Here is a 14,711-nt window from a genome sequence, read left to right as displayed (position 1 = left end):
AATCAAGGAAACAGGTCTCTGAGTTGCACTCTGGGCCACAGCACATATCTTTAGAGGAGTGCAGCAAATCGCTGCGTCATAGGTAGGAGTGAAGCGAAATGGCTAAAGTTCTGGTGCTTTATTACTCAATGTACGGACACATCGAAACCATGGCACGTGCTGTGGCAGAGGGTGCACAGAAAGTAGATGGCGTGGAAGTAACGGTGAAGCGAGTCCCGGAAACCATGTCAGGTGAAGCTTTCTTAAAAGCCGGGGGTAAGACGCAAAATACCCCGCAAGCCACACCGCAAGAGCTTGCCGATTATGACGCTATTATTTTTGGCACTCCCACTCGCTTTGGCAATATGGCCGGCCAGATGCGCACATTCCTCGACCAAACTGGTGGTTTATGGGCATCAGGCGCTTTGCACGGCAAGCTTGCCAGCGTGTTTAGTTCGACAGGCACCGGCGGCGGCCAGGAACACACTATCTCATCAACCTGGACAACTCTTGCTCACCACGGGATGGTCATTGTTCCCATCGGCTATGCCGCGCAAGAATTGTTTGATGTCTCTCAGGTTCGTGGCGGGACGCCGTATGGTGCAACAACCATTGCCGGGGCTGATGGTTCGCGTCAGCCAAGCCAGGAAGAGCTTTCCATTGCTCGCTATCAAGGTGAACACGTAGCGGGCCTTGCCGTTAAACTAAATGGTTAAATAATTCTGGAGGAGTACATGCAGAATCAACAATCAAAAGTTCATCACGTAGGTGAATGGGCGAGTTTACGTAACACCTCTCCTGAAATCGCTGAGGCTATTTTTGAAGTGGCTAAATACGACGAAAAAATGGCGGAGAAAATTTGGGAAGATGGCAACGACGAGGTACTGGCGTTGGCATTTGAAAAAACAGATAAAGATTCGCTATTTTGGGGCGAACAGACGATAGAACGCAGAAACGTTTAGTCTGCACTACCTCCCCCGCAGCACGCGGGGGAGACAGTAACTTCCCTACTTCACGCTCTGCGCCAATACTTGCGTAAATTTATCCCACGGACAAAAACCATTCGCATCAGTTGGACAACCATTAAGCTGGAGCGTAACACGCTGCGGAGGCTGCTGCAGACTTAGCACATCAGCTTTACGTAGTTGTTCCGCGCTTTGATACACATATTCGACTTTCATCAATTCACGATTGTTATTCGTATCATGCCAGCGCTGGAACATAATTTTCCCGCCAATTGGCGTGCGTTCATACTGTTCAGGCAACTGATAAGGTTTGAAATCCAATGCCGTCAAAAGCGATGCAATATTGGAGTCATGCCCCACCAGCAAAGTGATTTTTGGCCCTTTATTATTACTTCCCGCCAACGCTTTCTGAATATATTTAATCAGCGGTGCCGCCACATTCTGAGCAACCTGCGGTGAGGTGAATAACGTGTCCTGATAGCTATTTTTCAACTGCGATAACACTTTCCACTGCTGATCCGTTTTGATTTGCCCCCAGGCAACCTGATCCAGTGGGAACCCTTCGTAATATTGCAATGTGAACGCATCTACCAGCGAGTTCCCCACTTTTAGTGGGCCACTGACTCCTGGCTCCTCAGTGGCATTAGCAGTGAATTTATCTTTTTCAGCCGTGAGATCGCATTGCTGCTTTTCTTTACAGCTCGGCGAGTCTTTAAAAGCAACTATTTGCTCAAGCAGCTGATAGCTGTCACCCAGTTTGTACTGCTCACGCTGGGTTTCCATCGCCTTCACAGCTGCTTGTTGAAACTCTGGTGAACCATTGGTGATGACCGGATTAAACGTTGGGTCCATCGTGCCCATTTTCTCCTGGTGATGGACAGGCACATCGCAACCAGGGAACGCACCAGTGATAAAGAACTGTGCTGTCGCAACGGTGCGTTGCAAACTGTTCGCGTAGGCATAAATGCTTTGTGGCGTTGGGCATTCACCGCTGGTCACCAACCCCTGCTCCGCAAACCATTCACGCAAATAATGGCCCATATACACTTCCAACACGCCACCTTTGGTGGTGAGTTGACCGCCTGGCACGTCCCACTCGGGCCATGATTGCGCAGTCGACTGTTCCAGTACGCTGCCATTATTGGCAAGCGGCGCACGCAGATTGTGACGACTCATCAGTAAAACCTGTTGAAGCTGGTAACCCTGTGGTGCTGTTTCGGCTTGAGCCAACGCAGGAGCGAAGTAAGCCATTGCCAGTAATGCCGTAATCGTTTTTTTATTCATCTCTTCATCCTCAAGATGCTATTGCACAAAAGTGCCGCATTCAGTTTGGCAGAAAAAACTGACACCGCCTTCCGGGCCGCTCGCAAAACAGTAAGTTGAAGGAAAACTACTCAATCCCGGCAGGAGGTTTTATAATAAAACTAATAAAGGCCCTAAGCCTGTGGAGGATTAATGAAACGCAAAAGTATGGAGGGTAGCGTCTGCCCGGTTGCCCGTTCACTGGATATCATCGGTGACTGGTGGTCATTGCTTATCGTGCGCGATGCTTTAAACGGCCTGACACGTTTTGGTGAGTTCCAGAAAAACCTCGGCATCGCCAAAAACATGCTGACTCAGCGACTCAAACAACTGGTGGAACAAGGTATTTTGACCGTGCGTCCTGCCACTGACGGCAGCGCCTGGAATGAATATGTGTTGACCGAAAAAGGACGAGCATTGCAAACCGTGCTGGTTGCCCTCGCCCAATGGGGAGGTGATTACTTGTTTGATAGCCATGAAAAGTGCAGCGTGCTTGTTGATGATGTACACCAACAGCCGTTGCGTAAACTCCAGCTACAAGCGCAGGATGGCCGCACGCTTGCGCCTGATGAGGTGATAGCACAGCGCCCTGAGTTAGTTTAAGAACGAGGTTTCCTGGGCGACTAGTGCAACGGCATCCACTATTCGCCGATTCCCTTTTATTATTAATCCCATAATCCACCAGCAAGCGTTCATCTCAATGCAGAAATAAAAAAATGCACGCAATGTGGTTGCATTATAGAACCAATAAGCCTAACTTTAATTTAGTTTCATTATGAAACCAAAAATCAACTTTCACGACGAGGCTTTACCATGACCACTTCCCCTTCTGTTGCAGTCATCACGGGCGCATCTTCAGGTATTGGTGCGATATACGCAGAGCGGTTTGCCGCGCGCGGTTACGACCTGTTATTAGTCGCACGCCGTGAAGAACGTTTGCGCGAACTGGCGAGTAAGCTTGAAGCTCTGCATGGCATCACCGTCCAGATACTGCCGGCCGATCTGGCGGCAGAAAGCGGTATTCAGGTGGTTGAAAAAGCGCTGCGCAGTAACGAGCGAATCAGTGTGCTGGTCAATAATGCCGGAACCGCGCACCTTGCTCCTTTCACCGCAGGCAGCGCTGAATTACACCAGACAGACATAATGCTCAATATCACCGCGCTCACTCGTCTAAGCCTCGCCGTCCTCGGCCGTTTCCAGGCACAAAATAGAGGCACCATTATCAACATTGCCTCAGTCGTCTCACTCCACGCCATCGCGGGGAGCGCCGTGTATAGCGGCACCAAAGGATATGTGCTGAATTTCACGCGTGGTTTGCAGCAAGAGATTGCGGGCAGCAATGTGCGCATTCAGGCGGTATTGCCTGCGGTCACCGCAACGGAAATCTGGGAAGTCTCAGGTGTATCAATGGATCATTTGGCCCCGGATTCTATTATGACCGCTGAAAATATGGTTGATGCCGCACTGGTGGGATTGGATCAAGGCGAGGAGGTGACGGTGCCACCACTGCACGATCTGGCTTTATGGGAAGCCTACGAATCTGCACGACTGGCGATTTTCGCTGCTTCCCGGACAGGAATTCCTGCTCCGCGATATCAGAAACAATAAGTGTAAAGCGCGGGATTCGTCCCGCTTTTCTGCATAATTTTGTAAAAGATGAGTTGTTTAATTGAGGTTGTAGTCAGATTGCTATAATTAGTATCAGTAATCCCTTATTACCAATAATGTAATGAAATGTTCAATTATTCTGCGATGGGCGCACTTGCCCTGGTTATCCTGCTATGGCTTGCAATACTTTTTGATACGGGCAATATTCTCCATCATATTTCTGAAAGCCTGCATTTGATTGAAAAGATGGTTAAAACCGAAGTTGATTAATTTTTACGCGATTAAGATAAATCTTTTCTGTTTATATTTTCCTGCACTCTAAATACCCAAAAAATCACCAGGGCCAGACCTCAATAATCCCTCCAGACATTGGCGAAAGCGCAACCTACCTGCTACAAATTGTAGTGTCAAAATAGAATTGGCTATAACAAATATTGTTCACAACACATACGATCCAGTAATGGCACATCATGTAAGTAGTTACGATAAAATACATCATCTCTAATGACTGTTGATTAATGTTGTTTATCAATCCGCTGGCTTGAAGTTCTAGCGCTATTACACTCACCTGAGATCCTCGCGAGGAGTTATGTCCACCTTATCTCTGGTTTACTAGTGTCAATTACAGTTATCAGTTCTAAACTTTAAAGCTAGGTCTGTTAGCAGGACTTTTATGTTTGCTTACTTCTGCCTGTCATGTCGTCAAGACCATCGGAGGCTACAAGTCACTTATGACTGTTCCGTTACCTGGCGCTCACATCCTGCTGGCGGCACTGCTGTTCAGCCCGGTTTGTTTTGCATTAGACGGCAATCGTCTTAAGCAGCGCGCAGATGCGGTTCTCACTCTAATGAGCTACACCGTTGTGCCCGACATCACCGCCAGCGATCTTAATATTGGCAGCGGTAACAACGAGAGCCATGAACTTTCCATCACCCAATTTGGGGGCGGAGCAACACTCAGTGAATCCTTTCCCCTTTATCTTGAAGGGGCGATGAGCTACAGCCGTTATGACCCGCAATTTATCCTGACCAACGGTGAAGAAAGCCGCAAGATCCCAACAAAATGGAACAGTGTTACCGCAAGTGGAGGTATTGGCTGGGATTTTCATCTTTATACCGATAAACGCGGGGGAAATCTGGTACTGCGCCCTATTGCCAATGTCATGCTGGGCACCATGGTGAGTGATTTACGGGTTGGCACTTACGTGCTTGAGCAGCGTAGAGATAATGATTTTGATTTTCTTGATGGTGGGCGCCTCAATGCGTATGGTCTGGGAGGCTCTTTGATGCTCGACTACGAGCTATTTTCCAGGCCTCAGGACATCGATATTGAATTGCGCTATTCCGGAATGAGCCTGCAAACCTTCGGTAATACCTCAAGTGCCGTCAAAGGGCACGCCAGCACGGAAAATCTGGGGCTTTATCTGCGTCGTCGGGCACCTTTATTTGACTGGACGTTACTTCAAAGCCCGGTTCGCTATGTGCTCGAAGGGGCACATACTGAATATCTTGGCGATCAACGCGGCCAACTCGGTTTTAATAGTCTTTCGTCTGTGGGGCTGGGCTTTGAACTTGATAGCAGTAAGTATAATGTTTTTATTACCCGAACTCGCGTGGTGGCTCGCTATATGTTCGGTAATAACACAACGGGTTATGGTATCGGCCTGGCTATGAGTTTCTGACTACCAGTAATTGTAAAATCCCCCGAATAGCCTCTCGCAATTAATATCGCAAACTAAGGTTTTAATAAGGTTAATCCTGTCTGATTAATAAAAATTAAAAGACGGGAGTTCATATGGCCATTAACCCTGATTTATATGTGAGAATTAATGATTGTTTCTCTGGTGACTTCACAACTCACCTCTTGCCAGAGTACAACAGTGTTTTTTGCATGATACGCTTCCCAAGTCTGTTTTCGTTATTTCCATTACGGCAGGTTATATGAAGCGTAGACTACCTTTTCAGGTAAAACTCTTTTTATCTCTGGTGCTCTTTTCGTGCCTGCTATTAGCTTTGCTGGGCGTGATGTTGTTCCACTTTATGGACCGGCAAATACAACATGACCTGGGTCAACGCGCACGTGTTCAGGCCAGTGAAATCGCACTGATACCGGGGCTGGCGGAAATGGTAGCAACCCGTGACATGGCTGCAATTGCCCGTTTAATCCAGCCATTACGTAAACAAAGTGACGCCAGTTACATTGTGATAGGCGATGCACGCGAACAGCATCTTTACCACTCTGAATCCCCGGAACGCATTAACCTGCCAATGATTGGTGGAGATAACGCCGAAGTTTTGCAAGGCAAAACGATTATTTCTATGCGTAAAGGTGGCATCGGTGTTTCATTACGCAGCAAGGCACCAATCTTTAATGCTAAAAACCAAGTGATTGGTATTGTCTCTGTTGGTTATCTCACTTCATATATTGCCAATATTAATGCCAACCGGCTCTGGCAAGCGGGTTTATATGGTCTGCTGCTATTGATTCTGCTGTTTATTTTTTCATGGATATTCACCCGCAATGTCAAAAAACAAATGTTCTGGCTGGAGCCAAAGGATATTGCTCTGCTAGTGCTCCAACAAAAAGCGTTGCTCGAAGCGATGTATGAAGGTGTATTTGCCGTTAACGCGCAGAGGCAGCTGATATTAATTAACCGTGCCGCGCGCGAGTTGCTGGATATTCGCCAGCCTGAAAATGAACTACTCGGCAAACCACTCGAAGAGATATTACAAACGCCACCGACATTTTTTAATCAACATGGCGTGACAGAAAATAACAGCCATCACGATCAAATAACCGTGCTGAATCAACGGCAGGTGATTGTTAACCGTGTACCGATTGAACTCGAACCAGGGGCTGAAAGCGGCTGGGTTTTTAGCTTCCGCGACAAAAACGATATGAACACTCTCAGCAGCCAATTAAGCCAGGTGAAGCGCTACGCAGACAACCTGCGCATCATGCGCCATGAACAGTTGAACTGGACTGCAACACTCGCCGGTTTGTTGCAGATGCAGCGCTATGACGATGCGATACGCTATATCCAGGCGCAATCCGAGGGTGCACAGAATGTGCTGGATTTTGTCTCATCGCATTTCACCTCCCCTGCCCTTTGTGGCCTGTTATTAGGGAAATACGTCAGCGCGCGCGAAAAAGGTATTGAGCTTAAATTTGACCCGGCCTGCCAGTTAACCCGGATTCCCGCGACAATGGGTGAAACTGAACTCATGTCGGTAATCGGCAATTTACTCGATAACGCCGTGGACGCCACGTTGAAAGCCCCAACACATTCAGCGCCTGTGGAGCTCTATATTTCAGACAGGAATCAGGAACTGGTGATTGAAGTAGCCGACCAGGGCTGCGGTGTGAATGACGAACTAAAACCCCACCTTTTTGAGCAAGGCGTCACCACTAAACCGTCAAGCATTCATGAGATGGCAGGCTCAGAACATGGCATCGGTCTATATCTGGTTGCCAGTTACGTCCATCAAGCTCACGGCAGTATCGAAATCACAGACAATACGCCGCAAGGTACAATATTTTCTGTTTTTATCCCCTTTCCGGTAAATGTTTGAGCAGGGTAAAACCATGAATAACAGCAACTCATTTGATGTCGTCATTGTGGAAGATGAACCCCACCTTGCTGGTTTGCATCGCGATTTCATTGAGCAAAATTTTCACCTGCGCGTCGTGGGAATTGCCGCGACACTTGAGCAGGCGCGATCCCTGCTTGAGTTACATCAGCCACGACTGATATTGCTCGACAACTTTTTGCCGGATGGCCAGGGGGTAAATTTGATAGACAGCCCGCTGCTTAAGAGCTTCGACTGTTCGGTGATTTTCATTACTGCTGCCAGCGATATGCAAACTTGCAGCCAGGCGATGCGCAGCGGCGCGTTTGACTACATCATTAAGCCCGTCTCATTTCACCGCCTGCGCAGTTCGCTGGAGCGCTTTATGCAACTGGTCAAAACGTTGCGTCATGTGAAGACGGTTGATCAGAATGCGCTGGACCGATTGTATAACCTACCCGCCATCAATGCGGCCTCAGCCCCTTCCACGAAGGGAATTGAGCCGAACACGCTGGAGAAAGTTCAGCGCATTTTTACGAGCAGACCTGATATCAGTTGGTCGGTAGAACAAGTGGTAGAAGAAGTAGGGATTAGTAAAACCACCGGGCGCCGTTATCTCGAGTATTGCGTGGAGATGGGTATTATCGGCGTCGAGATGCAATACGGAAATATCGGTCATCCGCGACGTCTATACCGCAAAATTGGTGGATAACGCCTACGGCCTATCCCACCGCCAACGGTGGGTAAATGCATATTTTTGTAGCGTGAATCAGCGTAGCGTCATCCGATATAGCCGCACGCATTCGCGGTTTTAATGGTGTTAATTGCCTAAAAAAAGCCCCGAATCACAATTCGGAAAGTTAAAAAACTCCCCCCATTGTCTGTCAAACCCCATGCGCTATGTTGACCATTAGTTACCCAAACGCAGCTAAAGGTTAATAACAATGTTAAATAAAATACATCTCTCTGTAATCACTACCGCTGTACTGATGTCCTGCTCCGCAATGTCTGCACTTCCTGAAGGCTACCCGGCTGACTACCAAAAAGTCGTTGATGCGGCGACTAAAGAAGGCAAAGTGGTCATCTATTCAACCACCGATACCAAAGCCGCGGGCCCGCTGATTCAGGGGTTTGAGGCTACATACCCAGGTATTAAAGTTGAATATAACGATATGAACAGTACCGAACTGTATAACCGTTATATCAGCGAACAGGCAGCGGGCGGCACCAGCGGCGATGTGGTCTGGAGTTCTTCGATGGACACCGCGCTGAAACTAGCAGTCGACTATGCACAGAAATATAAATCCCCTGAGCAAGATCAATTGCCGAAATGGGCTGTGTGGAAAGACAAAGCCTACGGAACAACTTACGAGCCGGTAGTGTTTATCTATAACAAACGTTTGATTCCGGCGAATGAAGTGCCAGATTCCCACACCGCTCTGGCAAAACTTATCGCCAGCCAGCCTGATAAATTCAGCAAAAAAGTCACCACTTACGACATTGAGAAATCCGGTCTCGGCTTCATGCTTTCTGTACAGGATTTCAGAGCCGACCCGAATTATTTCAAAACTCTGGCTGATATCGCTAAAGGCGGCCTGTCTGTGCAGTCGTCCACCGGTACCATGATGGAGAGGGTCTCATCAGGCGAAAACCTGATCGGCTTTAACATTCTGGGTTCCTACGCTGAAGCCCGCGCCAAAACCGACCCGTCTCTGGGAATTTCCTATCCGAAGGATTACACCCTGGTGCTGTCGCGCGTGTCGTTCATCAGTCAGCAAGCGCAAAACAGTAATGCCGCGAAACTGTGGCTGGACTACGTTCTGTCTGAAAAAGGGCAAAGCATCCTGGCCAATCAGGCAGACATCCCGTCCATCCGCAACGATATCGAAGGCAAAAATGATATCGACGGCATGACGAAAATGTTAGGCAGTGCACTAAAACCAATCCCTGTGGATGAAACGCTGTTGGAATATCTGCAACAGAAAAAACGTCTGGATTACATCAAACAGTGGCGCACTGCCGCAGCTAAGTAAATTTCCCCTACGCTTTTCACGCTACAGGTGAGTTGTCTGCACTCGCTCACCCGAATCACTTACTCGAGTAAGTGATTCGGGATTTGCTCGATTGCCGCCTGCCTGTAGCGCGAATGACTGGGGTAAATCAGTCGTTGAAAAAAGGAAGTCGTATGAGTGCATTGCTAAGAAAGTGGCACAGCCTGCCACGCGGCATTGTGGTGTTAATAACAGCGCTGGTTATCTACATACCGCTGTCGTTCATCGTGATACAAAGTTTCCTCTCTGCACCGTTCTTTTCGCCGTCAAAAGAGTGGAGCCTGGAATCTTTTGGCTTCATCTTTACCGATCCTGATTTCTACAGGGCACTGAAAAGCGGATTTATTCTGGCCATCGGCCTTGTGGTTATTGCCATCCCGTTGGGTGGAATTCTGGCGTTCTTGATGGTGCGCACCGATTTGCCAGGCAGACGTTTGATTGAACCGCTGATCCTAGTGCCTATTTTTGTCTCGCCGATGGTTCTGGGGTTTGGGTATGTGGTTGCCGCCGGGCCGGTAGGGTTCTTCTCGCTGTGGGCCCAATCCATTCTTGGTTTCGTGCCGTGGAATATCTACGACATGTCGAGCATCGTGGTAATCGCCGGGCTAACGCATGTCCCACACGCATATCTCTATATTTCCTCAGCACTGCGCAGCGTGGGGTCTGATGTCGAAGAAGCTGCTCGTATAGCCGGTGCCTCGCCGTTACAGGTAATGACCGCCGTGAGTCTGCCGATGGTGCGCCCTTCTATTTTGTACGCCACCGTGTTGCTGTTCTTCCTTGGACTGGAAGTGTTCGGCCTGATGCTGGTGCTGGGCGACCCGGAAGGCAATATGGTTCTGGCCACTTACCTCTATCAGTTGACCAATAAACTCGGCACGCCTTCCTATCACCTGATGGCCGCGGTTGCCGTGGTGCTGATTTGTATCACCATTCCCTTGGTGATGTTGCAGCGTCGCCTGATGCGTACCGCTAACCGCTTCGTAACGGTTAAAGGCAAAGCATCACAGGCACGCGCATTGCCACTGGGGAAATGGCGCTGGGTAGCCGGTGCGGTAGTGGCATTCTGGCTAACAGTGACTATCGGTGTACCGTTAATTGGCGTAATGCTGCGCGCGTTTATTTCTAACTGGGGCGTAGGCGTATCCATCTGGGATGAACTGTCGCTTCAAACTTTCCGCACTATCTGGGAGCAGCCAAACCTGCTGCGCGCCATTGTTAACTCGATGGCGATTGGTGTTATTGGCGGCGCACTGGCTGTTGCCTGTTATCTGTTTATCGGCATCGCTATGCACCGCAAACCAGACAACATCACGCGTTTCCTCGACTACAGCGTGCTGGTGCCACGCGCGGTTCCAGGGCTACTGGCGGGTCTGGCATTCCTGTGGGTTTTCCTGTTTTTGCCGATGTGGCTCGACAATGCACTCAAATCCGGCTGGCTTTCCGGAATGCCGTGGTCGCAGTGGTTGCGTGATAACCTGGTGATGTGGCTGCGTTCGTTGCGCAGTACCATTTTCAGCGTCTGGCTGGCTTATACCGTCGTATGGATGGCGTACGGTCTGCGGTTGATTTCCTCAACGTTGCTGCAAGTCGGGCCAGAACTGGAAGAAGCTGCGCGCAGCACCGGTGCGACACGCGGGCAAATCACTCGCCACGTCACTATTCCGTTATCGCGCTACGGCCTAATTGGATCCTGGTTGCTGATGTTCCTGATTTTTGAGCGCGAATATTCAACCGGCGTGTACCTACTTGCGCCAGGCACAGAAACCATCGGCTCAATGCTGGTTTCCCTGTGGGCCGCCGGAGCCATTGATATTGTTGCCGCTCTCTCGTTTATTAACATCCTGCTGGTGGTGGTAGGTCTGGGGATTGCCCTTCGTTTTGGAGTCAAATTGCATGATTGAATTAACGGTCGAGAACCTGCACTTAACCTACGGTGATAACCCGGTACTAAAGGGTGTTTCCATGAATCTGAAACGTGGCGAAGTGGTCTCTTTGCTCGGGCCATCAGGCAGCGGCAAAACCACATTATTACGCGCCGTTGCCGGGCTGGAAAAACCCACCCAGGGCACGATTACCATTGGGCAAAACAAAGTTTACGACGGCACACCGCATAGCGAGATCCCTGCTGAAGAGCGCAACCTTGGGCTGGTATTTCAGTCTTACGCACTGTGGCCGCACAAAACCGTATTCGAAAACGTGGCCTATCCGCTGAAGCTGCGCAAAGTCGCTGCCGCTGAAATCACTCAACGCGTACAAGACGTGCTGAACCAACTTGGTCTTGGGCATCTGGGTAAACGCCATCCGCATCAACTCTCTGGTGGTCAGCAACAGCGCGTAGCGATTGGCCGAGCGCTGGTCTACAACCCGCCGGTGATTCTGCTTGATGAACCACTATCAAACCTTGATGCCAAATTGCGTGAAGAAGCTCGTGTATTCCTGCGCGAGTTGATTATCAAATTGGGCTTGTCAGCCCTCATGGTCACGCACGATCAGAATGAGGCGATGGCGATATCTGACCGAATTTTGTTGCTTAATAACGGCAAAATTGAACAGCAAGGTACTCCACAGGAAATGTACGGCTCACCAAAGACCCTCTTTACCGCGGAATTCATGGGCAGTAACAACCGTCTGCACGGCAAAGTCACCGAGGTGCGTGATGGAAAAGCGCGTATCGAAGGCAAAGGCTGGATGTTGTGGGGACAAGCTGGTGAAGGTGTGCTAAATGGTCAGGAAGCGACGGCTGTTATCCGCGTGGAACGCGTAATGCTGGTTGACGACCCTGGCGAAAACCAACTTGAACTCCCGTTGCTGACCAGCATGTATCTTGGCGATCGCTGGGAGTATTTGTTCCGTACTTCGGGCGATGATTTTGTCATTCGCGCCTATGGCACCAGCCTTCGCGATCCCCAGCACTGCCATCTGGCATTACCTGAGGAACATGTCTGGATTTTCCCTAAATCCTGATGCTTGCCGGGAGCAGTGATTAGCTGCTCCCGGCACTAATTAATTCTGTAGTCATAAGCTGCGCAAATTACTGCTGTATTAGAACGTCTCTATCAAGCTCATGTATCATCAGCAACTTACGCATTGCTTTTCATTTCGTTATTGGTTTAAATCACCGCGCAACAATCTAAAGCCGCGGCTAATTTATATTTTCCATGATGAAAACAAAATATTTTGTCAACAAAATGTGAACACGATTAACAATAAAATGCTTTAGATAAACACATCATTACTTAATGAAACTTGTCTATATAAAATAAAACATCGTTAATGGCAGGATGTTTATTTTATATATCAACAAGTATTTCTTTTTGTGTGCAACAGGAATAAATGTGGAAATAAATCTCTTTCAGGTTTTATCAACGATCGCATTAGCGATTGAAACCAGTGCACCTGAATTGAACGGTCATCATAAACGGACGGCGTTCATCGCTAATGAACTGGCGGCTGAGCTCAAGCTAGTGCCTAAATACCGCGAAGATGTTTTTATTTCTGCATTGCTGCATGATATTGGTGGTCTGGTAAAGAAAGATTATTTAATCGCCATCGATGATCAAGAACCTTATAGCCACGCTCATGCAACCTATGGTGCTTCCATTTTTAAGATGGTTCCTTTATTGGCGGATAAAGCATCAATCATCCTCCATCACCATAGGAAATGGGGTTATGGGCAGGGTGAGTATCAGGATGATGAGCGCATTCCGTTCGCCAGCCATATCATTTACCTGGCTGACCGCATCGATATTCAATATCTTAAATTAAGAAATAGTGGGCATGAGTCGCCAGTTGAACGCTGCGTTGAATTGATAAAAGATGAAGTTGAAACACGTTTTCATCCGTTAGTCGTTGATGCATTTCTTCGCCTGGCAAATAAAACCTATTTTTGGCTGGCATTAACCAGACCATTGCCATTACATCTCTTGAGAATGTACTCACCGATAGCTGATAAAACAATCAGCCTCGATGAGCTAATGGATTTTGGCTTATTGCTGAATACCATTATTGATATGCATTGTAATTTCACTTGTCGCCACTCACTGCACGTGGGAATTGTTGCCAGATTTCTTGCTGAGAAATGCCATTATTCTGAAGTTGAGTGTAAGAAAATTGAATTGGCAGGCTATCTGCATGATATCGGGAAACTGGCCATTCCGATGAGTTTATTACACAAAGAAGGCAAACTTGATGATGCAGATATCGCGATATTAAAAAGCCACAGTTATCATACCTTTGAGCTGCTTTCATCCATCGGCGCTATCACTGATATAGCGCGTTGGGCAGCACTACATCATGAGAAACCCAACGGTTATGGTTATCCATTTAGTCTGGCTGGTGATGAGATTGGGCAAGAGTGTCGGATTATTTCGGTAGCCGATGTGTTTGTGGCACTCACTGAAAACCGCCCATATCGCACTGCAATGCCTGCGAAGAGAGTGAGCGAAATCCTTCACCAGGAAGCCGAAAATAATTCTCTTGATAGCGAACTGGTTAATATTTTACTAGAACACCGACAAGAAGTGATGACTCTTACTGATAATATGGATTTGGAACATTCGTATTGATAGAGTAAATAGCGCCCATACTGTTAACTGCCATATATCCAGCTAGCTAAAATATGGGTGCAAGCAATATTACGCCTGCAATTATAGCCTGACTATAAATTGCATATATATCTTAGCGATTCAATATTTCTTGCGGAATTGGTTCGCCATGATACTTTTCGTATATAGCATTTAACTTTCCATTTTTAATATTGGTTTCAATCCACGCATTAAGTTTTTCTTTTAACTCAGGCTGGTTTTTTTGCAGCCCAATCGCCAAATCAAATACGGTCAGCGTCATCTTTGGTTCAAAATTCAGTTTTGGATTCTGTTTTTTTATCTGATTGACGAGAGTCGCTGAAGTTGCAACGGCGTATGCTTGCCCGCTGACGGCTGCGGTGACCAACGTTGCATCGTCATCATAGCGCTGAACGGTTAGCATCTTTGCTTAGCATGGAGTCCTGCGTCGCGCCGCGATGACTGAACGCAAACCAGCATACGCCCTGGTGCAATCAATGACTTCTGCTCGCTATGGCGTGACTAAAAGCGTCGATGTAACAATATCCGCTTTACCCGTTTGTAGAGGATTTAAAAAGTGCTGGTTGCAGGACTGGTGGGTGGAGCGTTGATGATGAAAGGGTAAGTCTGGAGTGATAAGCGACAGAAATGAAAAAGCCCCAGCTTAGAAA

Annotated in this window: 14 protein-coding genes; 12 read left to right on the top strand and 2 right to left on the bottom strand. The window is 48.1% G+C overall.

The genetic code is table 11. The features are described 5' to 3' along the window. The first annotated feature begins 98 nt into the window (after positions 1-98). Positions 99-695 (top strand): NAD(P)H:quinone oxidoreductase, encoded by a 597-nt coding sequence (gene wrbA, locus M977_RS18130; protein WP_064517716.1) that lies wholly within the window; start codon positions 99-101, stop codon positions 693-695. A gap of 18 nt (positions 696-713) precedes the next feature. Continuing rightward, a complete protein-coding gene (locus tag M977_RS18125; protein ID WP_064517714.1) occupies positions 714-941 on the top strand; it encodes a YccJ family protein in 228 nt (75 codons plus the stop codon). A 45-nt stretch (positions 942-986) separates the two neighbouring features. Here the strand turns inward: M977_RS18125 and agp are convergent, their stop codons facing one another. Further along, positions 987-2,228 (bottom strand): bifunctional glucose-1-phosphatase/inositol phosphatase, encoded by a 1,242-nt coding sequence (agp, locus tag M977_RS18120; protein WP_064517712.1) that lies wholly within the window; start codon positions 2,226-2,228, stop codon positions 987-989. A gap of 171 nt (positions 2,229-2,399) precedes the next feature. On the opposite strand from agp, the gene M977_RS18115 reads away from it, so the two are divergent. From M977_RS18115 to M977_RS18075, 10 genes are all read left to right on the top strand, one after another. Next, positions 2,400-2,849, top strand: coding sequence for a winged helix-turn-helix transcriptional regulator (locus M977_RS18115; RefSeq protein WP_064517710.1), 450 nt, complete (start codon positions 2,400-2,402; stop codon positions 2,847-2,849). Positions 2,850-3,059: 210 nt separating this feature from the next. After that, positions 3,060-3,854 (top strand): SDR family NAD(P)-dependent oxidoreductase, encoded by a 795-nt coding sequence (locus M977_RS18110; RefSeq protein ID WP_064517708.1) that lies wholly within the window; start codon positions 3,060-3,062, stop codon positions 3,852-3,854. A 126-nt stretch (positions 3,855-3,980) separates the two neighbouring features. Then, positions 3,981-4,124, top strand: a complete 144-nt coding sequence (locus M977_RS25295; protein ID WP_157092089.1) for a hypothetical protein — start codon at positions 3,981-3,983, stop codon at positions 4,122-4,124. 461 nt (positions 4,125-4,585) lie between these two features. Continuing rightward, the gene (locus M977_RS18105) at positions 4,586-5,536 is read left to right on the top strand and encodes a hypothetical protein (protein ID WP_064517706.1); all 951 of its coding nucleotides are present in this window, start codon (positions 4,586-4,588) and stop codon (positions 5,534-5,536) included. Positions 5,537-5,795: 259 nt separating this feature from the next. Next, complete coding sequence (locus tag M977_RS18100) at positions 5,796-7,427, top strand: ATP-binding protein (RefSeq protein ID WP_064517704.1); 1,632 nt, start codon at positions 5,796-5,798, stop codon at positions 7,425-7,427. A gap of 13 nt (positions 7,428-7,440) precedes the next feature. Further along, on the top strand, positions 7,441-8,136 hold the full coding sequence (locus tag M977_RS18095; protein ID WP_064517978.1) for a response regulator: 696 nt from the start codon (positions 7,441-7,443) through the stop codon (positions 8,134-8,136). Positions 8,137-8,368: 232 nt separating this feature from the next. Then, entirely contained in the window at positions 8,369-9,457 is a 1,089-nt protein-coding gene (locus tag M977_RS18090) for an ABC transporter substrate-binding protein (protein WP_064517702.1), read from the top strand. 152 nt (positions 9,458-9,609) lie between these two features. Further along, a complete protein-coding gene (locus M977_RS18085; protein ID WP_064517701.1) occupies positions 9,610-11,379 on the top strand; it encodes an ABC transporter permease in 1,770 nt (589 codons plus the stop codon). Continuing rightward, complete coding sequence (locus M977_RS18080) at positions 11,372-12,442, top strand: ABC transporter ATP-binding protein (protein WP_064517699.1); 1,071 nt, start codon at positions 11,372-11,374, stop codon at positions 12,440-12,442. The genes M977_RS18085 and M977_RS18080 overlap by 8 nt, the downstream gene beginning before the upstream one ends. Before the next feature lie 371 nt (positions 12,443-12,813). Then, positions 12,814-14,043, top strand: coding sequence for an HD-GYP domain-containing protein (locus M977_RS18075; RefSeq protein ID WP_064517698.1), 1,230 nt, complete (start codon positions 12,814-12,816; stop codon positions 14,041-14,043). A 112-nt stretch (positions 14,044-14,155) separates the two neighbouring features. Here M977_RS18075 and M977_RS18070 read toward each other — a convergent pair whose 3' ends face one another. Continuing rightward, on the bottom strand, positions 14,156-14,464 hold the full coding sequence (locus tag M977_RS18070; protein WP_064517696.1) for a transporter substrate-binding domain-containing protein: 309 nt from the start codon (positions 14,462-14,464) through the stop codon (positions 14,156-14,158). Positions 14,465-14,711 lie beyond the last annotated feature (247 nt).

Origin of the sequence: Buttiauxella gaviniae ATCC 51604, assembly GCF_001654835.1 — a bacterium.
GTDB lineage: Bacteria > Pseudomonadota > Gammaproteobacteria > Enterobacterales > Enterobacteriaceae > Buttiauxella > Buttiauxella gaviniae.
The sequence above is the reverse complement of the archived record's forward strand: the minus strand, read 5'-3'. Positions and strand labels throughout refer to the sequence as shown.